A 19,823-nucleotide genomic window follows, 5' to 3' on the forward strand; every position below is an offset into this window, starting at 1 on the left:
GGGGGGCCGATTGTGTGTGGCATCGCACCCAAAGCGCTGTCAAGGCCGCCTTGCCGGTGGCGGACCAGATGCACTAGTCTTATCTCAGCTTGCGTGTAGTTCGCAACCTTCTGTACGCAAGCGGGAGGGTCGGTATGGCGATAGCCATTGCAATCGTGATCATCGTCGTTGCCTCGGTGCTCTTCCATTTCGTGAGCCCGTGGTGGGCGACGCCGCTTGCCTCCAACTGGAAGCAGATGGACGACACGCTGACCATCACGCTGGTCATCACCGGCATCTTCTTCGTCATCATCAACCTGTTCGTTGCCTACATCGTCTGGCGCTACCGCCATCGCGACGGCGCGCGCGCAGCCTATCAGCCGGAGAACAGCAAGCTGGAGCTGTGGCTGATCGCGGGCACCACGCTTGGGGTGATCGCGCTGCTGGCGCCGGGCCTGTTCGTCTATGCTGAGTACGTGCGCCCACCCGGCGACGCCATGGTTCTGGAGGTGGTGGGCCAGCAATGGCAGTGGGGCTTTCGCTTCCCCGGCCGGGGCGGCCAGCTCGGCACCTCGGACCCGCGCTTTGTCACCCCCGCCAACCCGCTCGGCGTGAACCCGGACGACCCGCGCGGGCAGGACGACATCATCGTTGCCGGCCAGGAAGTCCATCTGCCGCTGAATCGCCCGGTCAAGGTGCTGCTGCGCTCCAAGGACGTGCTCCACGACTTCTACGTGCCGCCGTTTCGCGCCCGCATGAACATGGTGCCAGGCACTGTCACGTCGTTCTGGTTCACGCCGACCAAGGCGGGCACGTTCGAGATCCTGTGCGCGCAACTGTGCGGGGTTGGCCACTACAACATGCGTGGCCACGTGGTGGTGGAGGACGAGGCGGCGTTCCAGGCATGGCTCGCGCGCCAGCCGACGTTCGCGCTGACCATGGTGAAGACGCCTCCCGCGGCGGCGGCGGCTGCGCCCGCTGGCGCGCCGGCAGCCGATACGCTCGTCGAGCAGGGCCGCGCGCTGGCGCAGAGCAAGGGCTGCGTGGGTTGCCACAGCATCGATGGCACCGTTGGCGTGGGGCCAAGCTGGAAGGGCTTGTATGGCAGCATCGGCACCTTTGCCGACGGCAGCAGCGCGAAGGTCGACGATGCTTACCTGAAGATCGAGATCACCGATCCGCAGGCGCGCCTGGTCAAGGGCTTCGGCCCGCTCATGCCGAAGATGGCCTTGAGCGACGAGGAGGTGAGCGCGCTGATTGCCTACATCCGCGCCAACGGCGCGCCCGGTGCGGCAACGCAGGCGGGCGCCGCGTCGGGCGCTGCGGCCAGGTAGGTCGCACGCAGGTTGCAAGGAAGGCTACAGGAGGGAGTGCAATGGCATACGCCGACGAGGYCGCCCACGACGGACCGCAGAGCTTCTTTACCCGCTACATCTGGAGCCAGGACCACAAGGTAATCGCCGTGCAGTACACGCTGGTGGCCATCTTCGTGGGGCTGATCGGCGTGGTGCTCTCCAACCTGATGCGCCTGCAACTGGGTTTCCCCGGGCACTTCACGTTTATCAATGCCAACCGCTACTACCAGTTCGTGACCATGCACGGGATGATCATGGTGATCTACCTGCTTACGGCGCTCTTTCTTGGCGGCTTCGGCAATTACCTGATCCCGCTGATGGTGGGGGCGCGCGACATGGTGTTCCCGTACCTCAACATGCTGAGCTTCTGGGTCTACTTCCTCTCGGTGCTGGTGCTGCTGTCGAGCTTCTTCGTACCGGGCGGGCCCACCGGCGCCGGCTGGACGCTGTATCCGCCACAGGCCATCCTGCCGGGCACGCCCGGCTATGAGTGGGGCATCATCCTGATGCTGGTGTCGCTGCTGATCTTCATCGTGGCCGCTACCATGGGTGGGCTCAACTACGTSACCACCGTGCTSCAGGCSCGCACSSAGGGCATGACGMTGMTGCGCATGCCGCTMKCCGTGTGGGGCATCTTCATGGCSACCATCCTSGCGCTGCTGGCCTTTCCGGCGCTGTTCGTGTCGGGCGTGATGATGCTGCTGGACCGCACGCTGGGCACAAGCTTCTTCATGCCGGCGATCGTGTCGCTGGGCCAGCAGCTCAACTACAAGGGCGGCAGCCCGTTGCTGTTCCAGCACCTGTTCTGGTTCTTCGGCCACCCGGAGGTGTACATCGTCGCGTTGCCGGCGTTCGGCATCGTCTCCGACCTCGTCAGCGTGCATTCGCGCAAGAGCATCTTCGGCTATCGCACCATGGTGTGGGCCATCCTGGCTATCGGCGTGCTGTCGGTGGTGGTGTGGGCGCACCATATGTTCGTGAGCGGGATGAACCCGTACTTCGGCTTCTTCTTTGCCACCACCACGCTGATCATCGCCATTCCCACCGCCATCAAGGTCTATAACTGGGTCATTACGCTGTGGCGGGGCGACATCCATTTCTCGGTGCCGATGCTGTTTGCCATCGCCTTTATCAGCACCTTCGTGATCGGCGGGCTGACCGGGCTGTTTCTGGGCAATGTCAGCGTGGACATTCCGTTGTCGAACACGTATTTCGTGGTCGCGCACTTCCATATGGTGATGGGCGTKTCGCCGATCCTGGTGGTGTTTGGCGGSATCTATCACTGGTACCMSAAGGTCACCGGCCGCATGCTCAACGACAAGCTGGGGCACATTCATTTCTGGGTGACGTTCGTCGGCACCTATGCCATCTTCTTCCCGATGCACTACCTGGGCATCCTTGGCATGCCGCGGCGCTATTACGCCTATGACAACTACGCCTTCATCCCCGAGTCGGCGCACACCATGAACGCCTATATCTCCGTGGCGGCATTTATCGTGGCCGCGGCGCAGTTGCTGTTCATCGTCAACCTGGCCTGGAGCCTCAGGCACGGCAGGCTGGCAGGGTCAAATCCCTGGCGCGCGGCCTCGCTGGAGTGGCAGACGCCGGATACGCCGCCCGTGCACGGCAACTGGGGCGCGGAGCAGCCGGTGGTGCATCGCTGGGCCTACGCCTATAGCGTGCCGGGCGCGAGGGAGGATTTCATCGCGCAGAACGCGCCACCCGAGGCCGGGGGCGCCGAGCCCGAACCACATACCAGCCATGGAGCCGTGGCATGAACGCGAACCTGATCTATCGCGCCGGTGCCGACGGCGAGCGGCGCCCGGGCCCCGGCCCCGGCGATGTGGGCAGGCAGCGCGCGGGGCCCGCGCCGGGCAGCATCGGGCTGTGGGTGTTCATGGGCGTGGTGAGTTCGCTGTTTGCATTGTTTATCGCTGCGTATGCCATGCGCATGGATTCGCCTGACTGGCACGCCGTGGCGTTGCCGTGGCAGGTCTGGCTGTCCACGGCCTTGCTGGCCGCGGGGAGCGGGGTGATGCTGGTGGCCGCGCGCGCGGCCCGCGCCGGACGTGTCTCGGTGGCGCACCGCGTGCTGTGCTTCGGCGGGCTGGCCGCGGCGGCGTTCGTGGCGTCGCAGTTGTGGGCATGGCAGGCCCTGCTTGCCATCCATGTGGTGCCTGCCAATAACCCGTCCGGCAGCTTCTTCTACCTGCTGACCGCGATGCATGGCCTGCATGTGCTGGGCGGCCTGGCCGGCTGGGCGATGGCCATGCGCGCCGGGCCGGGCAGCGCGCTGCGCATTCGCCTGTGCGCGCGCTACTGGCATTTCCTGCTGGCCGTGTGGCTGGTGCTGCTGGCCGCGCTTGGCTGGCTCACGCCGGAGTTTGTTCGCTTTATCTGCGGCCGCGGCTAGGCGGCCCGGCTGATTCTCGAAGGAGACGTGCGCATGTCTTCGCTACCCACTTCATCCGCACCGGCGGTGACCGGCTTGCGCGGGCTGGTGGCCGACTGGTCCTCGGACCAGCAGGCCTTCAAGGTGTCGTGGGGCAAGGCGATGATGTGGATCTTCCTCGTCTCCGATACCTTCATCTTCAGCTGCTTCCTGACCGGGTACATGACGGTCAGGATCGCTAGTACCGCGCCCTGGCCGAACCCCAGCATCGTGTTCGGGCTCAAGGTGGGCGGCACCGAGGTGCCGTTGCTGCTGATCGCCATCATGACCTTCGTGCTCATCAGCAGCAGTGGGACGATGGCGATGGCCGTCAACTTTGCGTATCGGCGCGATCGCGTGAGATGCGCGTTGCTCATGTTTGCCACGGCGCTGTTCGGCGTGGCCTTCGTCAGCATGCAGGCCTTTGAATGGACCAAGCTGATCATGACCGAGGGCGTGCGCCCGTGGGGCAACCCGATGGGGGCGCCGCAGTTCGGCTCCGCCTTCTTCATGATCACCGGCTTCCATGGCCTGCATGTGAGTTGCGGCGTGATCTACCTGCTGATCGTCGCCACCAAGGTGCTGCGGGGCCGCTACGAGCGCACGGGCAACTACCAGATCGTGGAGATCGCCGGGCTCTACTGGCACTTCGTGGACCTGGTGTGGGTGTTTATCTTCGCGCTGTTCTATCTCTGGTGAGGCCCCTCATGGCTGCGTCGACCCCATCTCCCGAAGTGCCCGCGCAGGCCCCCGCCGTTGCCGGCTCGCACGGCGATCTGCCCCACGGGCAAGCGCACGGGCAGCAGCATGGCCAGCAACATCCCATTGGCCTGTACCTGAAGATCTGGGCGCTGTTGTTCGTGCTGTCCACGCTGTCGTACCTGGTGGACTACTTCCATTTCGAGGGCTATCTGCGCTGGACCCTGATCCTGCTTTTCATGTTGATGAAGGCCGGATTGATCRTGGCCGTGTTCATGCACATGGCCTGGGAGCGGCTGGCGCTGATCTGCGCCATCCTGCTGCCGCCGCTCTGCCTGCTGGTGCTGGTGGGCCTGATGGCGGCCGAGGCGGACTACACGTTCCTCTTGCGCGGCGTTTTCTTCCGCTGAGCGCGCCTGTCCGTGCGGTGCGTGTTCCGTGGGCGCCATCCGGGTACACTTGCCCGGCTGCCGCCACTACGAGGAAACCATGCACCCAGCTACGGAAGCCATCCTGATCTATAACCATGGCCGCGATCCCGAGCGGCTGACCCGCAAGCTCGCCGCCATCGCCGCCGATCCGTTCTCCTTCCTGCGTGGCACTAACCATCTCTACGCGGCCTCGGTGGGCACCGAGGCCGCGCTGATGGAGGCACCCACCACCTATGTCTGCGGCGATCTTCATCTGGAAAACCTGGGCAGCTTCAAGGGCGACAACGGGCTGGTTTATTTCGATCTGAACGACTTCGATGACGCGATGGTTGCGCCGCTGACGGTGGACCTTGTGCGCCTGCTGTCCAGCCTGATGATCGCGGCACCGCAGCTCGGCCTGTCGGATGCCGACGCGCGCGCGGGCGCCGAGCACATGCTCGATACCTACGCGGCGGTGCTGGCCAGCGGCAAGCCGCGCTGGGTGGAGCGTGCCACCGCCACCGGCCTGGTGGCGACGCTGCTGCGCCGCGTCAAACGCCGCCGCCGCGGCGAGGTCCTGGCGGCGCGCACCGTGCGGCGTGGCGGGAAACGGCGCCTGCTGATCGACAACATCCACGCACTGGCCCCGCTCAAAGGCGAGCGCAAGCGCGCTGGCGCCATCCTGCGCGAGTTCGCGCGGCAGGCCCACCACGGCCAGTTCGTGGCCGACGATGCGGCGCGGCGGGTGGCGGGCGTGGGCAGCCTGGGGCTGGAGCGCTATGTGGTGCTCGCGCATGTGCCCGGCACGCCCACCGCCCAGCGGCTTATCGACATCAAGCGCGCCGCGCCCAGCGCGTGGCAAGGCTTGCCGTATGGCGCGCAACCCGCGTGGGGCAACGACGCGTCGCGCGTGGTGCATATCCAGCACGTCATGCAGGCGGCGTCGCCTGCGCTGCTCTCGGCGGTGACCATGGGTGCCGTGTCAAGCAGCCCGTCCTACATCGTCAAGAGCCTGCAGCCCACGGCCGACCGCGTGAACCTTGGGCCTCACACCGATCGCGCCAACCTGAACGAAGTGCTTCTCACGATGGCACGCTCGGCGGCCTGGGCGCACCTGCGCGGCTGCGGGCATGAAGCTGCCGATCGGATCGAGGCGTTGCAGGAATTCGCTGCCGGTTCGCGCTGGCGCGCGCCGGTGCTGCGCCTGGCGCGGCATGGCTGCGAGATGGCGCAGGCGCAGTGGAAGGACTTTGCCGAGGACTACCACAACGCCCGGGGGAAGTAGGCCTGGCTCGCGCACTTGCTAGACGTCGCCAGCCATTTTCTTCCTGGCCGGGCGGTTGCCCGGCCAGGACGGTACATCAGACTTGCGTGATGAACTTGGTCACCAGGTAGCCATCGAAGGTTTCCTGGCCGCCTTCGCTGCCGATGCCGGAATCCTTGATGCCGCCGAACGGCGTCTCGGCTAGCGCCATGCCGAAGTGGTTGATGTTGACCATGCCGGCTTCCAGGCCGTTGGACACCACCGTCGCGGTCTTCAGCGAGTTGGTGAACACGTACGAGGCCAGGCCGAACGGCAGGCTGTTGGCGCGGCGCAGCACTTCCTCCACGTCCTTGAAGCGCGTCACCGGCGCCACCGGGCCGAAGGGCTCGTCGACCATCAGCTTGGCGTCGTCGGGCAGATCGGTGACCACGGTCGGGGCAAAGAAGAAGCCCTTGTCGCCGATGCGCTTGCCGCCCGCCACCACCTTGCCGCCGCGATGATTGGCGTCGTCCAGGAACTGCTCCATCGAGGCGATGCGGCGCTCGTGCGCCAGCGGCCCCATCTGGGTACCGTCGTCCAGGCCGTCGCCAACCTTGATCGAGCCGATCACCTCGGTAAAGCGCGCCAGGAACTTGTCGTAGGCTTTTTCCTGCACGTAGAAGCGCGTGGGCGACACGCATACCTGGCCGGCGTTGCGCAGCTTGAAGCGCGCCAGCATTTCCGCTGCCGGCTCGATGTCGGCATCGTCAAACACCAGCACCGGCGAGTGCCCGCCCAGCTCCATGGTCACGCGCTTCATGTGGGCGCCGGCCAGCGCGGCCAGCTGCTTGCCCACCGGCACCGAACCGGTGAACGAGATCTTGCGCACGATCGGCGATTCGATCAGGTAGGTGGAGATCTCGCCCGGCACGCCCCAGACGATGTTCAGCACGCCCGGGGGCAGGCCTGCATCGTGGAACAACTGGGCCAGCGCGACCACCGCGCTGGGCGAGTCTTCCGGCCCCTTGAGGATCAGCGTGCAGCCGGCGCCGATGGCCGAGACCATCTTGCGGATCGCCTGGTTGAAGGGGAAGTTCCACGGCGTAAAGGCAGCGCACACGCCGATCGGCTCGCGCACCACGATCTGGCGCACGTTGGGCTGGCGCGGCGGGATCACGCGGCCGTAGATGCGGCGGCATTCCTCGGCGTGCCATTCGGCGTGCTCGGCGCAGATCATGACTTCGCCGATGGCTTCGGCCAGCGGTTTGCCCTGGTCCAGCGTGATGTTGCGGCCGATGTCCTTGGCGCGCTCGCGGGTCAGTTCCGCCACGCGGCGCAAGATCCTGGAGCGCTCCAGCGGCGAGGTCTTCTTCCAGCTTTCAAAGGCGCGCTGCGCGGCGGCCAGGGCGCGGTCCAGGTCGCCGCGGTTGGCATGCGGCAGCTTGCCTAGCAGTTCCTGGGTGGCGGGGTTGATGACGTCTTGCTCGCGTCGGTCCCCTCCCTTGACGAATTCCCCGTCGATGTAGAGGGCGAGATCCTGGTACATGCCTTTCTCCTGAAGAAGGTTGCGTGCGACAAGCGCAGCCGGTGCCGGTGCGGTGGGGGATGCCGCGCCTGGGCGCGGCGGCCAAACTGCAAGCTTAACGCGTCGGCCGGTTTTGTGCATCGGCAGGCGCCGGCGTTTCCGAGGGGGTGGCGTAAAGTGCCGCAAAAACCACTTTTGGCGTGCTCTTTAGAACTCAGGAAAGCATGGCTGATGCCCCGGGCTCACCCGCGCCGCATCGCCACCATGCTGCGCGTAGCCAGCGCTAGCGCATTGTGCCGGTTGCCGCCGCCCAGGTCATCGGAGATTTCCGTGGCCGCGTTCAGCACCAGCGCGGCAAAGCCCTTGATCTTGTGTGGCCTGAACCGTTCGGCGGGCCCCGACAGCCCGATGGCGGCGATGACGTGCCCGTTGCCGTCGCAGATCGGCGCGGCCACGCCGTAGACGGTCTCGCGCCACTCGCCGCGGTTGACCGCATAGCCCTGCTTGCGCACCTTGGCCATTTCCCGCAGGAAACGCTCGGGCTCGACGATGCTGTTGGGTGTGGACGGCGCCAGCGTGCTGAACATGCGCTGCAACGCGGTGTCCGGCTGGAAGGCCAGCATCGCCTTGCCGGTGGCCACGCAGTGCGCCAGCGCCCGCCCGCCGATCTGGGTATAGGCGCGCACGGGGTTGGGGCTGTCGATCTTGTGCACGTAGACCACCTCGGCGCGGTCCAGCACGGACAGGTGCACGCTCTCGCCGCTAGCGTGCATCAGCTTGTCCATCCGCGCCTGGGCATGGCGGCGCAGGTCCAGCCGCGAGAGCACCGCCGAGCCCAGTTCCCAGAGCTTGATGGACGCGCTGTAGCCGGTGCCGGAGGCGTCGCGGATCACATAGTTGAGCTCGGTCAGCGCTTGCAGCAGCCGGTGCACATTGCTCTTGGCCAGGCCCAGGCGGGCGGCGATCTCGGTGAGGCCCAGCGGGCGGTCGCTGTGCGCCAGCAACTCGATCACGCCGAGGCCCTTGATCAAGGTGTTGTTCATTGGTTCATTGAAACGATGCCCTAATGCGAATGGCGCAACCTTGTTCTCAAATGTGGAACGATAGTATCGTATTTTGCAACTCCCTATAATCGTTGCAGCACGTCGTCGCAGCGCGGCCGGCAGCCTGCCCAGGAGGGCAGCTGATTCACGGCGCMGCGCCTCTCTCTTTCCCTGTGGATGCTTCCCATGCGTGATCTCGCCCAACCGGACCTGCCGTTGCAAGGCGTGCGGGTCGTGGAATTCTGTACCGTTGCCGCCGGGCCCTTTTGCGGCATGCTGCTGGCCGACATGGGCGCCGAGGTGATCAAGGTGGAAGCGCCCGAGGGCGACACCTTGCGGCAGTGGCCGCCGCTGTCCGATGGCTTCTCGGAGAACTTCGCTTCGCTCAACCGCAACAAGGAATCGGTKGCGCTCAACCTGAAGGATGCCGCTGATGTGGCGCTGGCGCGCGCGTTGATCCTGGATGCCGACGTGGTGATCGAGAACAACCGTCCCGGCGTGATGGACCGGCTCGGGCTGGGCTACGCCAGCTTTCGCGAACAAAAGCCAGGTCTGGTGTATTGCTCGGTGTCCGCCTACGGCCAGAGCGGCCCGCGCGCAGGCGAGGGCGGGTTCGACCTCACCATCCAGGCTGCCGCCGGCGTGATGAGCGTGACCGGTGAGCCCGATGGCGCGCCGGTGAAGTGCGGCGTGCCGCTGGCGGACTTTGCTTCGGGCCTGTACGGCGCCTTTGCCATTGCCAGCGCGCTCGCCCGGGTGCGGGCCGGCGGCGCGGGCGCGCATATCGATGTGCCGATGTACGGCTGCACGCTCGGCATCGCCGCGCTACAGACCAGCGAGTACTTCGGCACTGGCCGGAGCCCGGCCAAGCTGGGCTCCGCGCATCCGCGCAATGCGCCGTACCAGGCCTTCCAGGCCGCCGACGGCTACTTTGCCATCGCCGCGGGCAACCAGAAGCTGTGGCTTGAAGTGGTGCGCGTGGTGGCACTGCCCGCGCTGGCGCAGGACGCGCGCTTTGCCACCACGCGCGACCGCGCGGCCAACCAGGCCGCGTTGAAGATCCTGCTGGAAGAGCGCTTTGCCACCGCTGGCGTGGCGCACTGGATTGCCGCCTTCAATGCCGCTGGCGTGCCGCATGCGCGCATCAACGACTATGCCGCCGCGCTGGACGATCCGCAGGTGGCGCATATGGAGTGGGTGCGCCCGCTGACGCTGCCTGGCGGCCACCAGACCCCCACCTTCGCCTCGCCGCTGCGTATCGACGGGCTGGGCTTGCCGATCCGCCGCGACCCGCCGGCGCTGGGCGAGCACAACGCCGCCGTGCGCGCCCGCTACCAGGCGGGTGGCGCAGCCGCGGAACAAAACCCCAAGTCATGCTAATGGCAGATGGAGGAATCATCATGAGCAACAAGACCGGCAACATCGATCGGCTGCGCGCGTTCGTTGCCACCATCAGCCGCGTGGTCACGCAGGCGGAACGCGAGGGCAGCAGCGAGCCGGACATCCTCGCGCAAGCCAGCGCCGCGCTGAGCGAACTGGTGGCGCACGACGACTGGCTGCCTGAGGCCATGGCGCGCCCGCATCCTGTCTACTACCAGCAGCATCTGCTCTATGGCGATCCGCTCGATCGTTTCTCGCTGGTCAGCTTCKTCTGGGGGCCGGGCCAGCAAACGCCCGTGCACGATCACACCGTGTGGGGCCTGATCGGCATGCTGCGCGGCGCCGAGGTGGACCAGCACTACCGCGTGGAAGGCGGCCGGCTGGTGGAAGACGGCGATGCCGTGGTGCTGAGCGCCGGCCAGGTGGCCGCGGTCTCGCCCACGCTGGGCGATGTGCACCGCGTGCGCAATGCGCATGACGACCGGGTGTCGATCAGCGTGCATCTGTATGGCGGCAACATCGGCCGCATCCACCGCCATGTGTATGACGCCGCCAGCGGCGCCACCAAGCCGTTCGTATCCGGCTACTCCAACGCGCTGGTGCCCAACCTGTGGGCGCCGGCGGCAGCGCCGGCGCAGGGGTGAACGTGGAACAAGCCGGTCTGCTGATTGACAAGCAAGGCGACGTCACCCGATTGACGCTGAACCGGCCCGAGCGCGGCAATGCGCTGTCAGCCGGGCTGGTGGAGGCGCTCGCGGCGGCGGTGCTGGCGTGCCACCACGATGGCACCCGCTTGCTCGCCATTGACGGCGCCGGCGCGCATTTCTGCACGGGGTTCGATCTGGGCGAGCTGGAAAGCGAGAGCGACGATTCGCTGCTTGCGCGTTTCGTGCGCGTCGAGCTGCTGCTGCAAAGCGTGCATGGCGCGCCCTTCACCACCGTCGCGCTGGTCCAGGGCCGCGCCATGGGCGCGGGCGCCGACCTGATGGCGGCCTGCGAGCAGCATTGGATCGCGCCGGGCAGCACGCTTGCTTTCCCCGGCGCGGCCTTCGGCCTGGTGCTGGGCAGCGCTCGGCTGGCGCAGCTGGTGGGTGTGGCTACGGCGCGGGACTGGATCGCGAGCGGGCGGGCCGTCCGGGCCGAGGAAGTGCTGGCCTGCGACATGGCTGGCACTTTGGTGGCGCCGGAGGCGCGCGCCGCCGCGCTGGCCACGTTGGCGCAGCGTGCGCGCCGGCTGGATGCGCCAACCCATGCCGCGATCCAGGCCGCCACGCAGGGCGGCCAAGCCATGGCCGAAGCGGCRCGCGCGGCGCAGCTGGCCGAGCTGGTGCGCTCGGCCGCCCGGCCGGGACTCAAGGCGCGCATCGCTGCCTACCGGGCAGCGTCCAGGCGCTGACTCAGCGCGGCTCCGGGCTGAACGCCGGCAGGTCCGGCCATGCCAACGCTGCCCAGGCGCCCTTGGGCGGTGCCAGCAGCTGGCGCAAGCTGGCTTCATCGAAGGCCTTGCCCAGAGGGTCGGCGCGGAATGCGGCAAGCCATTGCTGGCGGCCGGCGATAAAAGCGTGGCCGAAATCCTCCCAGCTGGCAAAGCAGTCCTGCGCGCGCTGCGCGTTGAGCAGAAGCACGCGCCAAGCGGGCATTGGCTCGACCCAGCCCATCAGCATGACGTTGCGCGCAAAAAATGCCATCCGGACACAGGCAAAGGCCAGCGCGGCGCGCGGATCGTCTGTCGGCAGCAGCGCATGCAGGTCGGCGCGAAACCACCGCGATTCGAACACCTGGGCGAGGTGCTGGCGCACTTCGTCATCCGTGGCATTGGCGCGGAACTCCATCTGATGCAGCAACTGTACGCGGAACAACGCGCGCGCCGCGTCGGTCATGTGGTCCGAGGCGGGGTTGAAAAACCCCGTCATGTTGGTGGCATCGACCATGGGCCGCGCCAACGTCAATGCCCATTGCTTGCGCCCGGTGAACATGGCGGGACGCTTGGGGCGCAGGAAGCGGTAGACCCGCCATAGCACAAAGGCCCCGAGGAGCAGGTAGAAGACATTCATCCCATTTATCCGATCTGGCGCACCGCTATGCCTCGCGAAGGCGAATCCTGGATTTGCGCGGCGTGCGACAGCGAGATGTCTGGCCATGGCACGCCTTCCGTGGCGACAACCGCCTCGGCGTCACCCGGGCCTGGCGTTTGCCGAGTGGCATACCGGACCGATGCGGCCATCGGCGTACGTTCCGCCAGCAAGCCGGGCTGGCGCGCGGCGACCAGCCACTCCACCATTGGCGTCGGCCACGTCTTCAATGCGCGCCCAGCCGGCTGGCGTGCGCACCACGCCGATGGCGATGCAATCGTCCGGGGTTTGCTCGTCGGTACCCAGGGCGTTCAGGCAGGCCAGCACATCTTCCACGTAGCGCGCGATGGGTGGCCTGTTCTGCTTGCCCTTGACCTGGTCGACGGTGAGCGCGCCACTGGCCAGCACATGCACGCTGATGGTGATATGCGGTTGCCCGCTGGCATCGCGGAAACTCAGCAAGCGCAGGCGCTGCTGCGCCACGGCTTCTGCATAGCGCTCGCCATAGCCGCCGGACAGCGCGCGCCGGTCGGAAAACTGCCCCAGGCAATGCCGCATGACATAGCTTTMAAAGGYCATTTCCGCGCGCAGCAGCGCGCTGCCGGGCAGCAATTCCACGAACACGCCATGCGGCGTCGACAGCAAGGTGCGCAGCGCTTCGGGCTGGCTCTGGCGCCAGCCGCGCTCGATGCGCGTGGCCATCTCGGCATGTTCCTTGTCCCACAGCGCCAGCGCTTGCGGGCAGGTGATGCGGTCGAGCTTGCCGTCGAGGGCGGTGCCCTGGCGCGAGGTCAGGAACTCGACGAGCCGCGCTTCCAGCGCCAGCAGGCGCGGCTCGACAGGATCCACCCAGACGACCGGGGCCGGTGGCGTTGCTGCCTCGCCGCCGCTGCCCTTGGCCGGCGCGCCAAAGCGCGCCGCCACCCACGCCGGCATCGCCTCGGATCTCAGGGCCTGCCGCGCGCCGTCGAGCGTATCGATCTTGATGGCCGGCTCGAAGTTGGCGACGAGATGGCGATAGAAGTGGTTGAGCAGCCAGGCGCGCACCGCCGCATCGTCGCCGCGCGCCTGGCTGCGCGCGGCGATGCCCGCCTTCAGGGCGCCGGCATTGAGGGGAGCAACCATCGRCGTGGCGCGCGATGCGGCTCCACAGGGCCGCGGCTTCCTCCGGGCAGTGATGCGCCAGGTTGAACGCCATTTGCAGGCGCACGCCCAGGTCCCTGCTCGACAGGTTGCTATTGTCCTGGCCTTCTTCCCGCTCCCATTTCACCAGGCGCTCCACCCAGATGGGAATCTCGCGGTCGCGATCGAGCTTGTACAGGGCCTGCGACACCTCGCTCAGGTACTCGTTGGGGTCATGCCGGCTGTAGCCAAACTCGGCGGCGTAGTGCCAGAGCTGCTCGGCGGCGCTGACGATCCCCTCGGCATCCTGCATGGCGATCCGCACGCTCAGCAGGCCGGCGTAGTGTTCGGAAAACGGGCTGGCGGCGATGCCGCGCTTGTGCAACTCGACGGCATCTTCGTAGCGCTGCTCGTCGTACCGGTAGATGATGGCCAGGTTGTTGCACAGCATGGAGTACAGGTGCGCGCAGGCATCGTACGGATGGCCGGCGCCGCTCTCGAAATAGCGCTCCAGGCATGCCTGCCCTTGTTCGTAGGCGGCAATCTGCAGCTTGATGAAATCGCTGTAGGTTTCGTTGCGCGACTCGGCGGGGACGCGGTCCAGGTGTTCCGCGAGCAAATCGCCAAGCGCGACCCCGAAGTTGTACGCCCACAGCCCGCTCGGCAGGGAGAAGGCCGGCAGCTTCAGCGTCTGGATCACCCCGAGCGATTGCACCCGTGCCTCGAACAAGGCATAGGCCGTGCGGTTATCCTCCATGCCGCCTTCCTGCGCCGCCGCATACAGCCGCGAAGCTTGCGTAGTGGCATCGATGCGGCCCGCCGCGCCGTCGTTGACTGCCGCCAGTCTCGCGATCCATGGATGGCCCGGCGAACGCTGCTCGGCCAGTGCGCGCGCTGCGTCGAATACCGCTTGCAAGGCCTGCGTATCCACTTGCTCACCCACGGCGCCAAAGAGCGCTTCATGCGTCGGGGAGAGGGTCCGCAGATCCTCTTCGCCCTCTTGCGCTTTCGACAGGAAGGCCACCAGCGTTTCTTCCGTATTGCAAGCCCGCATGGCGCACAATGGCCACCAGGCCGAGCCGTCGGCCGCATCGGCCAGCCGCGCGTGAACCAGCTGCGCGGCGCCGTCCCACATCTCGTCCTCGACCTGATAGATGTGCAGGAACGCCCGGCGTCCGGCATCGTCAACGCGCTGGGCTTCCATCAGCCACGGCAGCTCGTATTCGATGAAGTCATCGCTTCCGTTCGACGACAGGCTATGGCGCGCGGCGGAGCAGGCGTTCAGGGCGCCGGGCAAATCGCCTTGCGCGTACAAGGCGCGCGCCGCGAGCCGGGACAGCCTGACTTCCAGCTCACGGCGCTGCGGCAAGGACTGCTGCGCTGTCAGGGCCCTCGCGGCCTGCTGGAAGTCGGCAAGGCGCTCGGGCGCGATGCCGATCAGGGCGCTGCCCAGGCGCAGCCAGTCGTTGTCGTCGACGTCCTGTTCCGCGTCGGCCGTCTGCAGCGCCAGGATGGCCGCGCCAGCCGCTGCGCGGGCCTCGTCGTTGCTGTCATGGCGCGTCAGCGCCCAGGCGCGCCGCCGCTGATAGTCGGCGAGGTCCCATGCACGGAACGGCGCACGTTCAGCGATGGCCCCGTTCAATGCATGGCGCAGGTCAATCGTCTCCAGCGCAATGCCCAGCTTGCGCAGCTCCAGGCTATCGAACACGCGAAGCTGCCGGTATCGGTCCGCATTCAGCTCCGGCATCCCTGCCACGATGGCGCGCATTTCTGCAAGGGCACGCTGGATGCTCTCTTCGTCGTTGACGTGGTTGGCTATCTGAAGGCGATAGAGCGCCAGGTGCATGCGCAGTTCGGCCTGCGCTTCGCGCGGCGTGGCTTCCAGCGTGCCGGCGCCGTCTGCGTTGACCACCGCCAGCGCAGCCGCCGGATCCCCCGCGCGCATCCAGAGCGTATGCAGCCGGTCGATGGACTCAAGGGAATCGGCCCGCAGAGGCTTGGCGCGCAATCTGGCCAGCAAATCAGCGGCTTCACTTGAATTGCCTTCCTCGAGATCGGCTTCGAGACGATCCAGTAACTGTTCCAGCTGAGCACCTGTCAATGCGTTGCCATTGATATCCACGGATCTTTTCCTAATGTGATCTAGTTTGCACCTAACGCGGGATTCTACCCGGAGATGCGACGGACCCGGAAATTGCGCCCGATGGCTCGCCCAACGGCGCCGCGGTTCAAGCGATCACCACGATAAAACGCCCCGCCTCCTTGGGGGAGGCGGGGCGTTTTATCGTGGTTGCCTGTAACGAGGTAAGGGCTACGGGGTAAGGGGCAAGGGGTAAGCGGCAAGAACGCGGCCGTAGGCGCTTAGTTCTTCGGCGCGTCGGCGGGCGTGGCCGACATGTCCTGCTTCATGGTGTCGTTGTTGGCCTTCTTCTCGGCGCTCTTTTGCTGCCTGGCGGACTTCACGTCCTGCTTGTACTCTGTCTTGGCGGCCTTTTTCTTGGCCTTGTATTCGTCCGAGGCCTGCTTGTTGGCATCGCGGCGCTGGACGAGCGGATCCTTCGGCGGCTCGATCTGTGTCGTGCCGGCTGGCACCGCGGCGTTGCCGCTATCGGCAGGCACGGCGGGCGTCTGGGCAAAGGCTGCCGCACATAGCAGGCCAGCGGCCAGGGCGGTGGAAGCTTGCAAAAAGCGAATCGGCATGTTCTTCGTCATATTGGACCTCACGGTGCGTGGATGAAAACGGCACTTGGACGCCATCGTGGGGACACCGCGATGGCTGCTCTGGGAGACACCAAGGGCCACTTGTGTATTGCGTTTCGTGAATGTTTGACTCCTCGCGCACGGAGCCCGTGCCCTGATCCAAACAACTCCTTACAATTGGCTTTCTGTCTGACAGACGACTACCGACAAGGGCTGTCAGCAAGGTGTGACATAGTGGCGAACGTGGGCATCGCGCATTGCATTGCCCCGCGTCTCCGGCCGATCCCAGGCGCAACAAGAGCACGATAAGAACGCGATAAGAACACGAGACCCCCCTCGAACATGCCAACAAAATCCAATGCCCAGCTGACCACGGGCCCGATCGGCCGCACGTTGCTGCTGTTTTCGCTACCGGTGCTGGGCAGCAATATCCTGCAGTCGCTCAATGCCTCGATCAATTCCGTGTGGGTCGGGCATTTCCTCGGCGAGGCGGCGCTGACTGCCACCTCGAACGCCAACATCATCCTGTTCTTCCTGCTCGGCGTGGTGTTCGGCATCAGCATGGCCAACACCATCATGATCGGGCAAGCCGTGGGCGCGCGCGACCTGGTCGAGGCGCGCCGCGTGGTGGGCACCAGCACCACCTTCTTCGTCCTGCTGTCGGTATTGGCGGCGGCGCTGGGCTACGCCTTCACACCCGACATCCTTGCCGCGATGGGCACGCCGGTCGATGCCAGGGCGCTTGCCATCAGCTACCTGCGCATCATCTTCCTGGCGCTGCCCTTCATGTATTTCTACAACTTCGTGATGATGACGCTGCGCGGCGCGGGAGATTCGCGCACGCCGTTTTATTTCATGCTGTTGTCGGTGGGGCTGGACGTGGTGCTCAACCCGCTGCTGATCTTTGGCATCGGCCCGTTCCCGGAGCTCGGCATCGCAGGCTCGGCGCTGTCCACGCTGATCGCGCAGTTGGCGAGCCTGGCCGCAATGCTGATCGTGCTCTACCGCCGCCACCACTTCCTGGCGCTGCGGCGCCACCAGCTCACCTACCTGAGGCCCGATACCGCGATCCTGCGCGCGTTGGTGGCCAAGGGCTTGCCGATGGGGCTGCAGATGGTGGTGATCTCGTCGTCAGCGATCGTGATGATGTCGCTGGTCAATCGCTACGGCTCGCAGACCACCGCCGCCTATGGCGTGGCCTCGCAGTTGTGGACGTACGTGCAAATGCCCGCGCTGGCGGTTGGCGCCAGCGTGTCGTCGATGGTGGCGCAGAACGTGGGCGCCGGGCTGTGGGATCGCGTGACGCGCATCACGCGCGTGGGGCTATTGTTCAACCTGATGATGACCGGTGCGCTGGTCGCTCTGATCTACCTGTTCAACCGTCACTCGCTGGGCTTGTTCCTGCCCGATGACGGCACGGCCATCGGCATTGCGCAGCATATCAATGCCATCGTGCTGTGGTCCTTCATCCTGTTCGGCTTCACCATCGTGCTGTTCGGCACCGTGCGGGCCACCGGCGCGGTGATGGCCCCGCTGGTGATCCTGTTCCTGTCGATGTGGGTGGTGCGCCTGCCATTTGCCTGGGTGCTCGAGCGCACCATCGGCGCCGACGCGATCTGGTGGAGCTTTCCGCTGGGCTCGGTGGTTTCGGTCACGCTGGCGGTGGCGTATTACCGCTTCGGCAACTGGCGCGCCGCCCATATCCTGCCGGTCGCGCCCTGGCCGGCCCCGGAGACGGAGTTTGCGCCCCAGGCGCCCGATACCAGCATGGGCACACCGTGCGAGGAAGCCCTGAGCATGGCCGGTGCTGGTGCCGCCGGCGAGCAGGCGCTGGCGGACGCGTCCCGCGAGATGTCGAAGCAGGGCGCCGACTGAGGCCGAACGCTGCCGATTGTGGCGGTGCAGGGTGATGCGCGGGTCGCCCGGCGCGCCGCAATTTGTCCAGAATGCCCAGGTGAAAGGCAATCGAAAGTTGCCTGTGGCATTGTGCCGTGCATAGGCAAAACGGACGCGCTCCCGTCCGTGCTTTCTTGTCCTGATTTTCTTCTGCTCCGGCGCGCGTCCGTTGGCCGCCGGCACGCTGGCGCGTTCGCGCCAGTGACCCATGCGATCCCCCGCTTTCCTTTGTCGTGCCTTCGTTTCGTTTAAATACATCACAACGTGATATTTATTTCCGGTGATGAAACGGACCACGTATCGGTGAATACCCCTAAACCAAGACAAATGAAAGCAAGCTGAAAGATCGCCTCTCTAATGTTCGTTGCATCCCGCAGGGACACTTTTTTTTCCTGCCGAACGGACCACCTCCGCATGCAAAGAGCCTGCGAGCGGAGGGGCACTGCTTTCACGTACTTTGAGGAGAATCGTTTTGCGCATACGCAGCCAAAAGGACTTTGCCTCCGGCCTGATGTTCATTCTGGTCGGATTGTGCTTTTCCTGGGTCGCCCGCGGCTATTCCATGGGAACARCCGCCAAGATGGGCCCCGGATATTTTCCGTTTCTACTCGGCCTGGTACTCGCCGTGCTCGGTGCATTCGTGCTGATCGGCTCGGTATCGAAAAAGGGTGAAGCTGACCAGCTCGCCCGCTGGGACTTGAAGACTCTGTTGTGGATTCTGGGTTCGGTGGTGCTGTTCGGCCTGCTGCTCAAGCCGCTCGGCATGGTGTTGTCGGTGTTCGTGCTGGTGCTGGTGTCGTCGATGGCCAGCCATGAGTTCAGCTGGAAGGGCGCGGTCTTGAACGCGATTGTCCTGGTGCTGATCAGCATGGGCGCCTTCGTGTACGGCATCAACCTGCAGATGCCGGTGTGGCCTGCTTTCATTACTGGTTAAGGAGTCGGCCATATGGAATTGATTGACCATCTTGCCTTGGGCTTTTCCACGGCGCTTTCGTTGCAGAACCTGGCATACGCCTTCCTGGGCTGTGTGCTGGGTACCTTGATCGGCGTGCTGCCGGGCCTGGGGCCTCTGGCCACCATCGCCATGCTGCTGCCGGTGACCTATACGCTGCCGCCGGTGGCAGCGCTGATCATGCTGGCCGGTATTTACTACGGCGCACAGTATGGTGGCTCCACCACCGCTATCCTGGTGAACCTGCCGGGTGAATCGTCGTCGGTGGTGACCACCATCGATGGCTACCAGATGGCACGGCGGGGACGAGCAGGCGTGGCATTGGCCACCGCCGGCCTGGGTTCCTTCTTTGCCGGCTGCGTGGCGACGCTGATCCTGGCCGCGTTYGCWRCGCCGCTGTCGGAACTGGCSTTCAAGTTCGGYCCYGCCGAGTACTTCTCGCTGATGKTGCTGGGCCTGATCGGCGCCGTGGTGCTGGCTTCGGGCTCGCTGCCCAAAGCCGTGGCGATGATCGTGCTGGGGCTGCTGCTGGGCCTGATCGGTACCGACGTGAACTCGGGCGCCGCACGCTTCTCCTTCGACATCCCCGAGCTGACCGATGGCATCGACTTCGTCGCGCTGGCCATGGGTATGTTCGGCTTCGCGGAAATCATCGCGAACCTGGAGCAGAAGGAAGCCCGCGAGACCTTCACCGACAGCGTCACCAATCTCTGGCCGACCAGGGAAGACTTCCGTCGCATGATCCCGGCAGTGCTTCGCGGCACGTTCCTGGGCTCCGCGCTGGGCATCCTGCCGGGCGGCGGTGCGGCACTGGCTTCGTTCGCAGCCTACTCGCTGGAAAAGAAGACCTCCAAGTACGCACATGAGTTTGGCAAGGGCGCCATCGAAGGCGTGGCAGGTCCGGAATCGGCCAACAACGCCGCGGCGCAGACCTCCTTCATCCCGCTGCTGACGCTGGGCATTCCGCCCAACGCCGTGATGGCGCTGATGGTGGGCGCGATGACCATCCACAACAT

18 protein-coding genes are annotated in these 19,823 nt (G+C 65.8%); 13 read left to right on the forward strand and 5 right to left on the reverse strand.

Annotated elements, in window-relative coordinates; all coding sequences use genetic code 11:
- Positions 1–134 precede the first annotated feature (134 nt).
- From AC1DS3_RS25660 to AC1DS3_RS25685, 6 genes are all read left to right on the forward strand, one after another.
- Complete coding sequence (locus AC1DS3_RS25660) at positions 135–1,313, forward strand: cytochrome c oxidase subunit II (protein ID WP_441640020.1); 1,179 nt, start codon at positions 135–137, stop codon at positions 1,311–1,313.
- A gap of 41 nt (positions 1,314–1,354) precedes the next feature.
- Positions 1,355–3,112, forward strand: coding sequence for a cytochrome c oxidase subunit I (gene ctaD, locus AC1DS3_RS25665; protein WP_477128220.1), 1,758 nt, complete (start codon positions 1,355–1,357; stop codon positions 3,110–3,112).
- Positions 3,109–3,747 carry a cytochrome c oxidase subunit 3 family protein gene (locus tag AC1DS3_RS25670; protein WP_441640018.1) on the forward strand — a complete coding sequence of 213 codons (639 nt, stop codon included), beginning with the start codon at positions 3,109–3,111 and terminating at the stop codon, positions 3,745–3,747. The genes ctaD and AC1DS3_RS25670 overlap by 4 nt, the downstream gene beginning before the upstream one ends.
- Positions 3,748–3,780: 33 nt before the next feature.
- Positions 3,781–4,464, forward strand: coding sequence for a heme-copper oxidase subunit III family protein (locus tag AC1DS3_RS25675; RefSeq protein WP_441640017.1), 684 nt, complete (start codon positions 3,781–3,783; stop codon positions 4,462–4,464).
- An 8-nt stretch (positions 4,465–4,472) separates the two neighbouring features.
- Complete coding sequence (locus AC1DS3_RS25680) at positions 4,473–4,874, forward strand: cytochrome C oxidase subunit IV family protein (RefSeq protein WP_477128221.1); 402 nt, start codon at positions 4,473–4,475, stop codon at positions 4,872–4,874.
- Positions 4,875–4,953: 79 nt separating this feature from the next.
- Positions 4,954–6,159 (forward strand): DUF2252 domain-containing protein, encoded by a 1,206-nt coding sequence (locus AC1DS3_RS25685; RefSeq protein ID WP_441640015.1) that lies wholly within the window; start codon positions 4,954–4,956, stop codon positions 6,157–6,159.
- Between the two features lie 76 nt (positions 6,160–6,235).
- On the opposite strand, the gene AC1DS3_RS25690 is transcribed toward AC1DS3_RS25685, so the two are convergent.
- Together AC1DS3_RS25690 and AC1DS3_RS25695 are read right to left on the reverse strand one after the other, a co-directional pair.
- On the reverse strand, positions 6,236–7,663 hold the full coding sequence (locus AC1DS3_RS25690; protein WP_441640014.1) for an NAD-dependent succinate-semialdehyde dehydrogenase: 1,428 nt from the start codon (positions 7,661–7,663) through the stop codon (positions 6,236–6,238).
- A 221-nt stretch (positions 7,664–7,884) separates the two neighbouring features.
- Entirely contained in the window at positions 7,885–8,685 is an 801-nt protein-coding gene (locus AC1DS3_RS25695) for an IclR family transcriptional regulator (protein WP_441640013.1), read from the reverse strand.
- Positions 8,686–8,871: 186 nt separating this feature from the next.
- Between AC1DS3_RS25695 and AC1DS3_RS25700 the strand changes: the two genes are divergently transcribed.
- The 3 genes from AC1DS3_RS25700 to AC1DS3_RS25710 are packed head-to-tail and all read left to right on the forward strand — an operon-like array spanning position 8,872 to position 11,461.
- A complete protein-coding gene (locus AC1DS3_RS25700) occupies positions 8,872–10,065 on the forward strand; it encodes a CaiB/BaiF CoA transferase family protein (protein WP_477128222.1) in 1,194 nt (397 codons plus the stop codon).
- A 20-nt stretch (positions 10,066–10,085) separates the two neighbouring features.
- Positions 10,086–10,709, forward strand: a complete 624-nt coding sequence (locus AC1DS3_RS25705; protein ID WP_477128223.1) for a cysteine dioxygenase family protein — start codon at positions 10,086–10,088, stop codon at positions 10,707–10,709.
- 2 nt (positions 10,710–10,711) lie between these two features.
- Positions 10,712–11,461, forward strand: coding sequence for an enoyl-CoA hydratase/isomerase family protein (locus tag AC1DS3_RS25710; protein ID WP_441640010.1), 750 nt, complete (start codon positions 10,712–10,714; stop codon positions 11,459–11,461).
- Between the two features lies 1 nt (position 11,462).
- Here the strand turns inward: AC1DS3_RS25710 and AC1DS3_RS25715 are convergent, their stop codons facing one another.
- Both AC1DS3_RS25715 and AC1DS3_RS25720 read right to left on the reverse strand, forming a co-directional pair.
- A complete protein-coding gene (locus tag AC1DS3_RS25715) occupies positions 11,463–12,119 on the reverse strand; it encodes a DUF1266 domain-containing protein (RefSeq protein WP_441640009.1) in 657 nt (218 codons plus the stop codon).
- A gap of 120 nt (positions 12,120–12,239) precedes the next feature.
- Positions 12,240–13,262 (reverse strand): hypothetical protein, encoded by a 1,023-nt coding sequence (locus AC1DS3_RS25720; RefSeq protein ID WP_477128224.1) that lies wholly within the window; start codon positions 13,260–13,262, stop codon positions 12,240–12,242.
- Positions 13,263–13,266: 4 nt separating this feature from the next.
- On the opposite strand from AC1DS3_RS25720, the gene AC1DS3_RS25725 reads away from it, so the two are divergent.
- Positions 13,267–15,297: a hypothetical protein gene (locus tag AC1DS3_RS25725; protein WP_477128225.1), complete on the forward strand. Its 2,031-nt coding sequence runs from the start codon at positions 13,267–13,269 to the stop codon at positions 15,295–15,297.
- Positions 15,298–15,620: 323 nt separating this feature from the next.
- Here the strand turns inward: AC1DS3_RS25725 and AC1DS3_RS25730 are convergent, their stop codons facing one another.
- Positions 15,621–15,959 carry a hypothetical protein gene (locus tag AC1DS3_RS25730; RefSeq protein WP_441640006.1) on the reverse strand — a complete coding sequence of 113 codons (339 nt, stop codon included), beginning with the start codon at positions 15,957–15,959 and terminating at the stop codon, positions 15,621–15,623.
- A gap of 342 nt (positions 15,960–16,301) precedes the next feature.
- On the opposite strand from AC1DS3_RS25730, the gene AC1DS3_RS25735 reads away from it, so the two are divergent.
- The 3 genes from AC1DS3_RS25735 to AC1DS3_RS25745 form a co-directional block, all read left to right on the forward strand.
- Complete coding sequence (locus AC1DS3_RS25735) at positions 16,302–17,834, forward strand: MATE family efflux transporter (RefSeq protein ID WP_441640005.1); 1,533 nt, start codon at positions 16,302–16,304, stop codon at positions 17,832–17,834.
- A gap of 493 nt (positions 17,835–18,327) precedes the next feature.
- Entirely contained in the window at positions 18,328–18,789 is a 462-nt protein-coding gene (locus AC1DS3_RS25740; RefSeq protein ID WP_477128226.1) for a tripartite tricarboxylate transporter TctB family protein, read from the forward strand.
- 12 nt (positions 18,790–18,801) lie between these two features.
- Positions 18,802–19,823: tripartite tricarboxylate transporter permease (locus AC1DS3_RS25745; protein WP_477128227.1), on the forward strand; the 1,022-nt coding region annotated here is incomplete at its 3' end.

The sequence above is a fragment of the Cupriavidus sp. 01L46 genome (assembly GCF_056399905.1).